The sequence below is a fragment of the Paenibacillus mucilaginosus 3016 genome, from assembly GCF_000250655.1.
Taxonomy (GTDB): domain Bacteria; phylum Bacillota; class Bacilli; order Paenibacillales; family NBRC-103111; genus Paenibacillus_G; species Paenibacillus_G mucilaginosus.
Genome location: NC_016935.1, coordinates 648,921 through 662,064, shown reverse-complemented (window position 1 = coordinate 662,064; position 13,144 = coordinate 648,921). Strand labels below are relative to the sequence as shown.

The window sequence follows — 13,144 nt, the reverse complement described above, 5'->3', positions numbered from 1 at the left end:
CCCCGCACCTTATGTATAGGATCAAAGTCAAATTGTACATGAAGGGCCATCATTAATGCTAGATGGCCCTAGATCAATACTACTAATAAGCGTTCTTATTGACGAAGCCATTGACGATCGTCTTCCAGATGATCTTAATATCGAAGAGGAAGCTCCAATTCTCGATATAAAAGATATCATACTTGATCCGGTCTTCAATGGAGGTATCCCCACGCAGGCCATTGGACTGCGCCCACCCGGTAATGCCAGGGCGGATGTGGTGTTTGACCATATATTTCGGGATCTCTTCCTTAAACTGTTCCACGAAGTACGGCCGCTCCGGACGTGGGCCCACGACACTCATGTGACCAAAGAGTACATTGAAGAACTGCGGCAGCTCATCCAGACTCGTCTTGCGCAGGAACGTACCGAACTTCGTCTTCCTCGGGTCATTCTCCGTCGTCCACCCCGTATCGGATGTACCATCCGTCTGCACCCGCATCGAGCGGAACTTATACATCATGAACGTCCGTCGGTTCAGCCCGACACGCTCCTGCTTGAAGATCACCGGCCCCGGCGAAGTGAGCTTAACGCCAATCGCGATCAACACCAGCAGCGGCAGCGTCATAAGAATCGCCGCGAGGGAGAAGATAATATCGAAGGCGCGTTTTAAGAAACGGTTGCGGAACTCATCCAAGGGAATATCGCGCACGTTGATGAGCGGCATACCCGCAAAGTTATCGAAATAAGGCTTGGATGGCAGATAATCAAAATAATCCGGGATAATCAAGGTTTTGACGCCGGCCTTCTCGCAGATATTAATAATCTTGCCGTACTTGTGATGGGCATTCAGCGGCAGCGCAATGATGACCTCATCCACAAGCAGATTCTGCAGAATGACTTCCAACTCAGTGATCTGGCCTACGATAGGCTTGTAATTCTCAAACCCCGGTTCATGCTCCTTCTGGAAATCATCCAGAAAGCCTACAACCTCATATCCGAGTTCCGGATGCCGATTCAGGTTGGCATAAAACCGTTTGCCCAGTGATCCCGCTCCCAAAATAAGAACAAACTGCTTGTTGTAGCCTTTTTGTCTAAATTTCTTAAGCGATATCTTCAGTGTGTATCGGTAAAAACTAATAGCAAGAATATTGGATACCAAATACAGCAGCAGGTAAGAACGGGAAATATCTATTTCTTTAAAAATAAACAAGAAGCTGAGCAAAATCAGCAGGCTGACGACATTGATTTGTATAATGGTGAAGAGCTCGTATGAGAACCTCTTTTTCCGTTTTGGTGTATAAAAATTCGAGAAGTAGCTGAGAAAGATGGCGACAGCGCCATAGACCATGCTCCACAAGGCATACATTTCGATAGGCAGCGGGTTCTCATGCGGGATCCAGCCGCTTTTGAATTTCAACCACCAAGAAAACAGAAAGACGATCTGAATACATAGAAAATCCGTTAGTGCGTATAATTGGGACAAAAAGCCTTGGCTTTGTCTAACCACTCTTTTCTCACCTCACAGACCCGAACCGGTTCATCAATATGGATAGTATTAATTTTATGCTGATTCCAGCGTAAACCAACCCGTTAGTCACGAAAGAATACTTACGCTGAAAGTGTTTTTTATGGAAAAGAAACATGGCTCTATGGAATTCATAAATGATCTTAAATGGCTTACGGCGACTGCTCGCGCCCTTGTAATGAATGATCTGCGTTCTGGGGTAGTAATAAATCTCCCATCCAGCCTGCTTTATTCTATAGCACCAGTCAATATCCTCGCCATACATAAAAAATTCCTCATCCAGCATGCCTACCTGCTCAATGGCCTCTTTTCGAACCATCATGAAAGCACCGACGAGACAATCCACCGGATATTCCTCATCAGGATCCAGATGACTCAACTGATACTGATTGAATTTAGCCGATTTGGGGAACAATTTGGAGATCCCGAATGCATAATAAAAGGAAGCCGAAGGTGTAGGAAAGCCTCGTTTGCACGCTTTGTCCAAGGAACCGTCAGGCAGTACGATTTTGCAGCCTGCCGCACCGAAGCGCGGGTTTTTGTCCATCAAATCGACCATAATCTTAAGCGTATCCCGCTCGATGACAGTATCGGAATTCAGTAGAAGAATATACCGCCCTTTAGCTAAAAGCATCCCCTGATTGTTCCCTTTGGAGTACCCGACATTAGCTGAGTTGGCTACCAATGTAACTGACGGATATTCTCTCCCAATAGTTGCAACCGAATCATCTTTTGAAGCATTGTCCACCACGATGACTTCTAAACTGCAGCCTTGCGATTGATAAACGGATTCCAGACACTGAAGCGTTAATTCACGTGTGTTATAGTTAAGAATAATAATACTCAAGTCCATTAAACTTCTCCACATAGCATGACATATAGTTGTATTATATCATGAAATACTAGGAAGAGTGGAACGCAGGGCCATTACTCAAAATATCTATAAATCTCTTTCCATTCCGACTTCCTTCTGCTTTGGATGTATGCCCTTTTCCGTCGAATCTCACTCCACTTCCCCCAAACTGATTTCCATGCTCCAAACACCTAGGGTTCTCTCACAAGGAAGTAAAGTAAGCTTGGAAGCTCATACATCAGCAGCGGAATGCATTGTTTCAGGAATTCGAGCAGCCGGTCGTTTTTCAGCATCATTTTATATCGGTTGATGTAAGAATAGCGCCGAATCCGAAGCGGGATCGCCCCTCGGGAGCCCTTCTTCCAGCCGCGGCGATGAAACCCCTTGGCCTCCGGTACATAGAGGGCTTTCCACCCCAGCACACGGCTTCTCCAAGCCACATCAACGTCTTCTTTTGGAATAGAACGCTGCTGCCCCGGAAACGCCGAATACCTCATCTCCTAGATTCCAGCGATCCGCAGCTTCCCCTTGTCCCCGATCGAAGGCTCTCCTGGCTTTATTGATACGCAGGCCCGTACTATCGATAACCGTTGGGTTTTCGGTGAACACCAGCATACCTGTTGCACTTCCAATCGCAGGGTCCTTTTCTATGGCCTCAACCAGAGAAACAACATAATCCGGATGCAATTTGACATCCGGATTCAGTACAAGATAGTAATCCACCTCAGGATCGGCCATGCGAATCGCCTGATTATGCCCACCGGCAAACCCGTTGTTCTCCTTATTGGCAAACACCGTGATTCCTCGGTCTTGAAGCCTATGGAGTACTTGGACCGTGTTGTCCTGTGATTGATTATCGATCACCATAATCTGATGAAGGGGATACGTCTTCTCCAAAACAGCCATCAGACACTCCGCAATATCATCCTGACTATTATAGGTAACGATATGCACATTTACTTTTTTCATGCTTTGACCTGTCCATACTTTTGCAAGAAATCGATCAACGCTTCCCGCCAAGGACGAATCTCGTTGAATCCATTAGTACGGATGGACAAGTGGTCCATAACAGAATAGGACGGCCGCGGCGCCGGTCGTGGGAACTCATCCGTTGTACACGGTTCGACGATTGTTGCTTTCCCGCTCTCTTCGAAGATGGCTTTAGCAAACTCATACCAAGAGCAGATGCCGGAATTCGAAGCATGATAGATCCCATATTTCTCCGTATTCACCAGAGCCAGCAGGAAGCCGGCCAAATCCTCAGTAAATGTAGGAGAACCGATTTGATCATGTACTACCTTCAACCGATCCCTATCCTCCGAGAGCTTCAGCATCGTTTTTACGAAATTATTCCCATGCAATCCATAAACCCAGGACGTACGTACGATAAAATAGCGGGAGCACAAGGACATGGCGAGCTGCTCTCCGGCCTCCTTGGACTTCCCGTAGATTCCGGACGGGTTGGTCTTATCGTACTCCCTGTATGGCGAAGTGCCCTTGCCATCAAATACGTAATCCGTGCTGATATAACAGAGCTTGCTGCCGACCTTCTCTGCGGCTGCAGCCATATTGCGTGTGCCTACCGCGTTGACCAGGTAGGCTCCATCAACATCGCTCTCTGCTTGGTCAACCGCTGTGTATGCGGCACAGTGAATGATAACATCCGGACGGAAAGACTCTACCTGCTCCAGGCATTGCTCCAGGTTTGTAATATCAAGCTGCGCACGACCAAGCCCCCGCACCTCGTGCTGCTCAGCAAACAAAGTTGCAACATCTTGCCCCAACTGGCCATTCGCCCCGGTAACCAGTACCTTCATGTTCTAGTTCCCCAATCTCGAAGCATACTGACGGTTGTAGTACTCTTGATAGGCCCCTGACTGGATCCGCTGCCACCATTCTTTGTTGTCCAAGTACCAGGCAATCGTAGCTTTGATTCCGGATTCAAAGTGATACTTCGGCTTCCAGCCCAGTTCGTTCGTAATCTTCGCTGCATCAATGCCGTATCTGCGGTCATGACCCAATCTGTCTTGAACATAGGTAATCAGGGATTCAGGCTTGCCCAGCTGTTCCAGGATCGTTTTCACGATTTGGATATTGGTACGCTCGTTGTTGCCGCCAATGTTATATACTTCGCCGCTCACACCGTCGTGCATAACCAGGTCGATCGCGCTGCAGTGATCTTCTACGTACAGCCAGTCACGGATGTTAAGGCCATCCCCATAGACCGGGAGCTGCTTGTCGTTCAGGGCATTGGCAATCATCAGAGGGATCAACTTCTCGGGGAATTGATACGGTCCATAGTTGTTCGAACAGCGCGTAATGTTCACATTCATACCATACGTCTCGTGATAAGCACGCACGATCAGATCCCCGCCAGCCTTGCTTGCGGAGTATGGGCTGTTGGGCGCCAGTGGGGTAGTCTCCGTGAAAAGGCCTGTTTCCCCCAGGGATCCGTACACCTCATCTGTAGAAACTTGGACAAATTTCTTTACTTCGTGCTTCTTTGCCGCATCCAAAAGAACCTGAGTTCCTAGTACATTTGTCTTCGTAAAAATCTGAGGATCCAGAATACTCCGGTCTACGTGAGATTCTGCCGCGAAGTTAACTACTACGTCGATCCCGTCTTGGAACAGACCTTCCACGAACGCAGAATCCGCAATATCCCCTTTGGCAAAGGTATAATTCGGGTTATCCTGAACCGCTGTCAGATTCTCCAGGTTCCCTGCATAGGTTAAAGCGTCCACGTTGATGATTTGGTACGAAGGATATTTATTGAGCATATAGATCACGAAGTTACTGCCGATAAAGCCGGCTCCGCCGGTTACAAGAACTTTCATAAAAGAATGAGCCTCCGTTATTCGAAGTTGTTTTCAGCGTCGGCAAGAAGCGGGTGCTTCCCGTCCTTGTCCGACAGCACTGGTTTGGATACCGGCCAGTCGATTCCTAGAGCCGGATCGTTCCACGCGATGCCCCGGTCATGCTCAGGCGAGTAGTACTGGTCCACCTTGTACAATACTTCCGTGTTAGGCACCAAAGTACAGAATCCGTGAGCAAACCCCTGAGGAACCAGCAGTTGACGTTTATTTTCTGCGCTCAAAATGACACCAACCCACTGACCATAGGTTGGGGAGTTTTTACGAATATCCACTGCCACATCATAGATAGCCCCGGCCGCTACACGAACAAGCTTCGTTTGGGCTTTGGGATTCAACTGATAATGCAGACCGCGAAGCACACCCGCTTCAACGGAGAGAGAGTGGTTGTCTTGTACGAAGGGATATTCTAAACCTGCTTCTTTCAGCTTCTGGGCACTGAACGTTTCCATGAAGAAGCCCCTAATATCCTTGAAAACATCCGGTTCAATTATTAAAAGCTCAGCTATTTTAGTTTCGATAATTCTCATCGGATCACTAATTACTCCTTTGAAAAAATCTTAGTTTACGATATGCGTATTTCAATGTATAACCCGTGAGCCAGTACTGAATTTTAATTAGCTTTCCTATATCTTTTAGTTTGAAAGATTTTTTATTAACAGATTTCAGCGTTTTTAGTCCCTCTATTAACCCTTCTTTATAGGCAATACCTAAATTTTTCCTACGAAAAAATAAGTACTTTATAATGATACCTATCAATATAAATGGAATATTCAAAACAATCTGTATTAAAGGCATATTTTTGTAAATTAGGTAAAGGTTATTTCTAGAGGAAAGTTTCACCTTAAATGGGCTGTATCCTCCCCCTGAGGTAGCACTACCAATATGATAAATTATTGCTTTGCTACAAAAATAATTGAAGTAACCTTCAATTTGTGCACGGTATCCTATATCAACATCTTCTAAATAAGCAAAGAATCTTTCATCAAATAAACCAACTTTTTCAAAAAGGCTTTTTCTATAAATTGCTGCACCAGCACAACTACTAAAAATATAACGATCTTCTGTATATAAACTTGCAGATTCATCATGACCATCCTGATATGCCCATCCAAGGATACTGTAAAAATCACCAGCATCATCAATTTTGTCCTTATCATAATATTGAAGCATTTTACTTGCGCATGAAAATATCTTACTGTTTGATGTTACACATGTCACTAATTCGTAAAGCCAATTATCTGTCGCCTCAGTATCAGTATTTAATAAAACTACATAATCGCCTTGTGCTTTTTCAATTCCTCTATTAACAGCGATGCTAAACCCAAAGTTTTCTTCCAATGTTATCAAAAGTATTTCCGGGTAGTGTGCTTTGACGTAGTCCACACTTCCATCCGAAGAGCCATTATCAACAAAAATAACTTCAAAATCTTTGTATGTTTGTTTTTTTATTGACTCGAGGCATGTTTTGATATATTTCTTACCGTTGTAATTTGGTATTACTATTGAAACAAGCATATCAACCTCGGCATTCGGAAAATTTTTTAACGTCATTCAATTTGCATATAACTTACGAATACCCTCACTTAGTAAAGTATTCGCCTTAAAGCCAAGCTGCTTTTCTGACTTTAAAGGGTCAAGAACATTATACATAACATCAATCGCCCTTTTTTCTTCGAACACAATGCTTGCCTTTTTTTGAGTGACTTCTTCGATTAGTCTTATGACATCTACCAAAGAATAACCCTTACCTGTACCAATATTAAATATGGGTACAATCACATCATTTATTTGATAATTTATTGCAGCTCTGATACCTTCACATACGTCGCTAACATCAATGTAATCTCTAACGGTATCACCCACACCATATAAATTAATTGGACGATTATTAAGTATATTATCTAGAAATATTGAAACTGCACCTATTTTTTTATTTGTATTTTGACCCTTTCCATAGGGATTAGCAACCCTAAGCACAATATTCTCCATATTGTATAGTTCATTGTACATAAGTACTATCTTTTCGATAGTCAGTTTCATAATACCATAGTGATTGATAGGATTTGTAATATCAACATCTTCTTTCAGAATAGATTGTTCTATTCTTTGGCCATAGACCGTGCCCCCTGATGAAAGAAAAATCACCCTATTAATTCCTGCCTTACGACAATCATCAAGTAATTGTATTGATTTTAATACGTCCTGTTCATAAGGTTTATTGGCAAAATTCATAGAAGATGAAGGACCTACACTACTAATAAGATGAATCACAAAATCCTGATTACGAAGTAGCTCAGCATAATGCTCTTGTTGAAAAAAGTCTCCTTCAATATAAGCAACTTTCTTTAGTAGGGGTACGCATTTGCTTTCAAGATTTCTATCGAAAACAGTCACACTATACCCAAAGTCCAACAATAATTCTGTCAAATTTTGCCCAATAAACCCTCCTCCCCCCAGAAGTAAACACCTATTTCCTACCATATCTAGCCTCCGTTTTTTTCATCAGCAGATCTGAAGTAACCAAGATGGCCATTAGGCCATCCCTTTACTTTTTTGTACGGGTGAAAAAATTAAAATAATTACTTGCGAAATCGTGCATGGCAAATTGCTCAAATAAGAGCCGAGTATTAAATTTATACTCATTAAATTTATCGCTGTCATCCATCATCAGTTTCATTGATCTAGTTAAGTCATTAACATCAACTTTACCTTCGGAATCTAAAGATAGAAGAATGCCTGCATCCTTATTATATTCCTCAGAATGAATCATATATTTTATATCACCTATATCTGTGGCAATAACCGGTTTGTTATATGCCAAATACTCTATAACCGAGTTAGGCAAGCTCTCTGATACAAAATAAGTGGGAAGCAAAGCTACGTCAAAAATTTGCAACCACCCAATCCATTCTGACGGTGCATTAAATTGATTAATAAAGTGAATCTGATTGTATTGTTTATACTTTTCTTTCAGTGAATCGGCATATTCTCCTTGACCGACCAATATTAAATGCATGTCAGGGTATTCCTTATGCAACAACATTGCTGCTTGAATACTTTCTTCCCAGCCCTTTTCTTTTATAGCTCTTGAAATCAAGCCAAACACAAAATCATTTTCATTAATACCTAAAAGCATTCTATCTTTAGAAGGAATACTCTGAAGCTGATATCCATAGTATACCTTGCGGGTTTTAGAGCGTTCTATATCTACCGTATTAAAAATTTCTGCATTCTTCTCAGTGGCATAAATAATGGTGTTAGCCCTATTTAACATCTGACTAACGACTTGTTTAAAGTCACGATCTATTTCAGGCTGCCTTAACAAAGCCTCATAACATCCATGCATGGAAATTATCCAATTCACTTCATTAAGATCCTTGATAGCATGAAATGCCGTTTTATCAGACCACCAGATATGTGAATTAACCACCATAATATTTTCAGAAATAATGTATTGCTTCAATTCTTGCGGATCACCTGAACTATGTAAGATGTTAACTTTTGAGGATATCATCTTAACCATTTGTTCATCAATTATCCAGGGCCGACTATTATAAATATAAACTTCTTGGAACATTGAAAAATAGTTAGCGAGCCTTATAACTAACATTTGGCCGCCGCCAACTCCTAAATCAGGAGTAACAAACAAGATTTTTCTCTTCTCTTGAAGATAATTGATGCTCTTAATCTTCTCTTCAAGTCCCTTTTTTAATTCTTCATACTCTGCAGCAATCTCGGGATTTTCATATATACTTTTACTTGAATACCCTTTACAACCAAGCCTGCTGTACTCATTCTCAATATGCATTAAGAACCGATCCTGTAGTTCTGCGGGAAGATAAAAGTTATCGGAAATAAACTTTTTTACAGCGATCATTTCCTTATAGAGATCTGTGCTTTGTTCTTTTACACTAATTATACTTTGTGTATGTCTTCGATGATAATTCAATACCGTTGGATTAAAAGAAATCTTTCCACGTCTTAATACATACAAATATCCGAGCCAGTCACCGGCAATTTTATAATGAGCTAAAACATCCTCAATTCCTGATAATGCCGACTTTCTCATCAGAACTGCACTTGCATTTGGAATTGTGTTTTTGATACCAAGACCTTCAACGACTTCAAGTTGTCCATCAACTTTATATGGTGATCTCCACTTAGTGATAGATAAATCATCCGTATACTGTGTATACTGAAAATCAATTTTATTTGAATGTTCATCGATGATTTGAGATTGACTATACACCAAGTTCACTTCCTGGTCCATGAACTCTGGCAACAATGTTTCAAGAAAGTTAACCTCGCATACATCATCTGCCTCAGCAATCCATACTATATCTCCTCTGGACGTATCAATACCTTTAATCCATTGACCAAAGCAGCCTACATTCACATTATTTCTTATTATTCTGAAGGGAATCGAACTGCTTTTTAATATTTCTTCTGCGACTTGTATGCTATTATCCTTAGAGACATCATCTAGAAATATTATTTCATCGGGAGTGTAGGTCTGTCCAATAATAGAATATAAGCGTTCCGGAAGAAATTTCTCATAATTATAATTCGGTATAATAACCGAAACTTTATAAGGCCTTTCCTTCAAAAACTTACTTTTCTTCTCATACTCATCAAGCCCACTTCCTAGGGTCATAAGCAAGAATTTCACATATTCTTCATGGTTATAATCGGCAGTTACTATCTCTTTCCCTTTGGTCGACAGCAGACTATATTCTACGCTATTTTCCAAAAGGTTAATTGTTTCCTCGGCCATCTTATCTACATTTAAGTAAGGAATGGAATTACCACCGATTTTTTCAATTAGTTCGGGTATTCCACCTGCCTCAAGAAAAGCCAGAACTGGTGTACCATTATCTATCGCCTCCATGGCGACAGTCGGAAAAGGATCTTCTCTTGAAGTAAGCAAGAATATATCCGCCGCGGCAAAAACAAATAATGGCTGATCAACAAAACCCATAAAATGTATATTAGACTGAATGTCTAAAGTACTTGCATCATGTAATAACCAATTTTTTAAAACTGGATCTGTTTCTCCGAGCCAAACAAAATGATAGTTTTCTTTTCCCTTTTGCTGCACGACTTTTTTAGCTACAGAGAAAAATAGATCAATACCTTTTCTTAAATCGGCATAACCACAACCTAAAACGATATTCACATTATGAGGTATATTTAACAGATCACAGAGTTGCTTTTTAGATTTGATTTTATCATAATCATTACTATTCTTACTGTATAATCCTTGAGATTTAATAACCATTTTATCAGAATCAACTACAAACTCCTCAACAAACTTTTCTTCCACAAATCGATTTGGAAACACAATTTTGTTTGAATATTTTGAGATATATTCCGCACCTTGAATGTAGTTATATGTTTTGATTGAAGTTGGGAGTTCATGTATTAATGATATTGTTTGTATATTAAGCTTATTCAATGTTCTTGTTAAAACACCTGAAACAACGGTATTTGTTATACATTCTTTAATACCATTATCTTTAAAATGAATTAATAAATTCTCGACCTCCTTTTCATTTTCAATATATGAAAGAGAGTTTTGATTTAAGTTATAAACGGTCCCGTATTTCGAAAATTCTGATTCATTCGGTCCGCCCTGCATTAATAAAATTGTTACTTCTTTTTTGTAATAATTATTTAATGTTCTTACTATATTTAAAGCAAGAAGTGAGGCACCGGCTTTTTGTGCATTATGGGAAACAAAAAGTATTTGATTATCTTTGTTCTTGCTGGATATACGTACCTTGTCTTGCATTACGATTACATTAGAATTAATTTCATTTTTGTATAGCTTTTCTTTTACTTTTTTAACAGCAAATCCTAATCCATTTTTTTTGTATTCTTCTTTAAATCTATTTATTAGGTGAGGCTGCTTTTGCAGAATCCTCCTAAATTTAATAATGTACTGTTTTAATTTCATTAACTTATATTCTAATGATGTAATTGCTATAAATTCTAGTTGATTGATCTTAAATGCCTCTTCGGATTGAAGACTTAAGATAAGCTCATTTGTTTGGTATGGAAATTTACAATAATAGGGCACACTGAAGTCTTGAAATGAACCTAAATCAAAATCCCTACCAGCTTTGTTAGATAACTTTATTTTCCCTTCATTAGTTCTGCTTACTATATGGAATGCTACTTTTAAAAATCTAAAATTTGCATCCAAGTGAAAAGTAAAGATAGCAGGTTTTATAGAATCTTTAGGCAGGAAAACATCCTGATCAAATTCGACGTTTTGTATATCATTCACAAAAGGCTCTACATCTTTTCTAAAAAGCCACCTTTTTTTATTACGTCCAAAAATATTACCAAGAGCCTCTCTTACTTTATCGATAGACATTAAAAAGTTCCCCTTCCTTACTAAAGAAAAAAGTTCATTTTAGAAAACTGCTCTTGATTTTTCTTAATTTTTGAACTGCTTTCCATCCCTTACTATTCATCAGCTCATCCAGACGAACATTAAGGTCAGCATTTTGCTCTTTCACTTTCACATTTTCTTTATTTAATTTCACGAGTGATTCATTATAATGGTCTAGTTCAATACGTAAACTCTCAATATTTTTTTCAGCAGCTTCTATTTTACTCAAAGCTTCTTTCTTTTCTCGTTCTAATTCATGCAGCCTTGAGACTAACCCTTCTATCTCTCGATCTTTATCCTGGAGGTCAGTTGTTAAAGCAATCTTTTCTCTTTTTAAATCCTCAACATTACTTTTTAAAAAAACAGCCTCAGAAGCTAATTTCAGTTCTTCCGTTTTTATATCATTCAACAATGTTAGCCAAAATATGTTGTTTTCATATTCCAGTTCCAGGATATCTATTTTAATAATGATTTTAGAAATATCATTTTCTAAGGGGGCGGTAAAATAAACTTGAGGGTCTTCGGTCGCGAAAACAAAAATATCCCTTAATTGATAAGCCGCATTAGTAACAAAATCACTTACTTCATAGAAGCGCTCGTTTATATCCATCACGGCGATTTTATTTATTCTAATGATAGCATTTGTATTAATCGGATCGAATCTAAATTGTTTGATTCCATTAAAACTATCAACAGAAAACACTAATTCTTTTATATTAGGCCGAATTTCTTTTATTGCACATTGACCCTCAGTAAAACCTTGTCCTACATCCACATATAATTGAGATATGTAACAATTAAAATGATCCTTAATATTTTTCAATGTCTGAACTGCTTCATGCGTTTTATTACCAAGCTCAAAAACAAATTGATACACTTCTGAATAAGGACGGTTTTTCAGAAATTTCCCTACAGGCGTTGGTACTTGGTCATAAAAATTATCAAACTCAGTTTCTTCGACTTTCTTATATACAGCCTGCTCGTGTAATACTCGTAAACCAGTTTGTTCAATAGTATTCAACAAATTTTCATAAGTAAAGAATTTCACATGAGTTTCGTCCAGTAACCCAATATCCTTATACCGGAATTTATTATTCAAAAGATCAATAATAACACTATTGTGGGCAATATTTGGTACTGATATCAGAATTGTTCCATTTTCATTCAACAATGAAGCTGCTTTCTTTAAAGCTTTAACTGGATCAATCAAGTGCTCTAGCACATCAGCGAATATAATATGATCATAACACCTACTAATAAATTTTTGATACCATTCGTAATCTTCGATATTACCTATTACAGCATCATTTACATAAGGAATGGCTAAATCTGCAGATTCTTTATCTATTTCAACTATATCGATTCTACACTCCAAATGCTGTTTTAGGTACCTTGTTAACCTCCCTGTAGCAGGACCAAACTCCAATACATAAGAACCGGGTTTAATTTTTTTACTAATCAAGGAGAGGGAGTTGACCTCATGCAATTCTAATTCAAAATCGTATTTCAAC

11 protein-coding genes are annotated in these 13,144 nt (G+C 39.5%); all 11 read right to left on the bottom strand.

Annotated elements, in window-relative coordinates; translation table 11 throughout:
• Positions 1-82: 82 nt before the first annotated feature.
• The 11 genes from PM3016_RS02965 to PM3016_RS36695 all read right to left on the bottom strand — a co-directional run bounded on the left by PM3016_RS02965 (position 83) and on the right by PM3016_RS36695 (position 13,143).
• A complete protein-coding gene (locus PM3016_RS02965; RefSeq protein WP_014368378.1) occupies positions 83-1,489 on the bottom strand; it encodes an undecaprenyl-phosphate glucose phosphotransferase in 1,407 nt (468 codons plus the stop codon).
• Positions 1,490-1,496: 7 nt separating this feature from the next.
• On the bottom strand, positions 1,497-2,360 hold the full coding sequence (locus tag PM3016_RS02960; protein WP_014368377.1) for a glycosyltransferase family 2 protein: 864 nt from the start codon (positions 2,358-2,360) through the stop codon (positions 1,497-1,499).
• Between the two features lie 191 nt (positions 2,361-2,551).
• The gene (locus tag PM3016_RS41050) at positions 2,552-2,782 is read right to left on the bottom strand and encodes a glycosyltransferase family 2 protein (RefSeq protein ID WP_014368376.1); all 231 of its coding nucleotides are present in this window, start codon (positions 2,780-2,782) and stop codon (positions 2,552-2,554) included.
• A gap of 19 nt (positions 2,783-2,801) precedes the next feature.
• Positions 2,802-3,329: a glycosyltransferase gene (locus PM3016_RS41045; RefSeq protein WP_014368375.1), complete on the bottom strand. Its 528-nt coding sequence runs from the start codon at positions 3,327-3,329 to the stop codon at positions 2,802-2,804.
• Positions 3,326-4,177 (bottom strand): dTDP-4-dehydrorhamnose reductase, encoded by an 852-nt coding sequence (gene rfbD, locus PM3016_RS02950; RefSeq protein WP_014368374.1) that lies wholly within the window; start codon positions 4,175-4,177, stop codon positions 3,326-3,328. The genes PM3016_RS41045 and rfbD overlap by 4 nt, the downstream gene beginning before the upstream one ends.
• 3 nt (positions 4,178-4,180) lie before the next feature.
• Positions 4,181-5,197 carry a dTDP-glucose 4,6-dehydratase gene (gene rfbB / locus PM3016_RS02945; protein WP_014368373.1) on the bottom strand — a complete coding sequence of 339 codons (1,017 nt, stop codon included), beginning with the start codon at positions 5,195-5,197 and terminating at the stop codon, positions 4,181-4,183.
• Between the two features lie 17 nt (positions 5,198-5,214).
• Positions 5,215-5,763, bottom strand: a complete 549-nt coding sequence (gene rfbC / locus PM3016_RS02940) for a dTDP-4-dehydrorhamnose 3,5-epimerase (RefSeq protein ID WP_014368372.1) — start codon at positions 5,761-5,763, stop codon at positions 5,215-5,217.
• Between the two features lie 7 nt (positions 5,764-5,770).
• Positions 5,771-6,787: a glycosyltransferase family 2 protein gene (locus PM3016_RS36980; protein WP_202948959.1), complete on the bottom strand. Its 1,017-nt coding sequence runs from the start codon at positions 6,785-6,787 to the stop codon at positions 5,771-5,773.
• Positions 6,788-7,717, bottom strand: coding sequence for an NAD-dependent epimerase/dehydratase family protein (locus tag PM3016_RS02930; RefSeq protein ID WP_014368370.1), 930 nt, complete (start codon positions 7,715-7,717; stop codon positions 6,788-6,790). It lies immediately after the preceding gene.
• A gap of 64 nt (positions 7,718-7,781) precedes the next feature.
• Positions 7,782-11,615: a glycosyltransferase gene (locus tag PM3016_RS02925; protein WP_014368369.1), complete on the bottom strand. Its 3,834-nt coding sequence runs from the start codon at positions 11,613-11,615 to the stop codon at positions 7,782-7,784.
• Between the two features lie 34 nt (positions 11,616-11,649).
• Positions 11,650-13,143: a class I SAM-dependent methyltransferase gene (locus PM3016_RS36695; protein WP_014368368.1), complete on the bottom strand. Its 1,494-nt coding sequence runs from the start codon at positions 13,141-13,143 to the stop codon at positions 11,650-11,652.
• Position 13,144 lies beyond the last annotated feature (1 nt).

What these genes read in the sequence shown, in the direction of transcription:
- PM3016_RS41045 (WP_014368375.1), bottom strand. Translation starts at nt 3,329, where the DNA reads ATGAAAAAAGTAAATGTGCATATCGTTACCTATAATAGTCAGGATGAT.
- PM3016_RS02930 (WP_014368370.1), bottom strand. Translation starts at nt 7,717, where the DNA reads ATGGTAGGAAATAGGTGTTTACTTCTGGGGGGAGGAGGGTTTATTGGG.
- rfbC (WP_014368372.1), bottom strand. Translation starts at nt 5,763, where the DNA reads ATGAGAATTATCGAAACTAAAATAGCTGAGCTTTTAATAATTGAACCG.
- rfbD (WP_014368374.1), bottom strand. Translation starts at nt 4,177, where the DNA reads ATGAAGGTACTGGTTACCGGGGCGAATGGCCAGTTGGGGCAAGATGTT.
- PM3016_RS02925 (WP_014368369.1), bottom strand. Translation starts at nt 11,615, where the DNA reads ATGTCTATCGATAAAGTAAGAGAGGCTCTTGGTAATATTTTTGGACGT.
- PM3016_RS02960 (WP_014368377.1), bottom strand. Translation starts at nt 2,360, where the DNA reads ATGGACTTGAGTATTATTATTCTTAACTATAACACACGTGAATTAACG.
- PM3016_RS36980 (WP_202948959.1), bottom strand. Translation starts at nt 6,787, where the DNA reads ATGACGTTAAAAAATTTTCCGAATGCCGAGGTTGATATGCTTGTTTCA.
- rfbB (WP_014368373.1), bottom strand. Translation starts at nt 5,197, where the DNA reads ATGAAAGTTCTTGTAACCGGCGGAGCCGGCTTTATCGGCAGTAACTTC.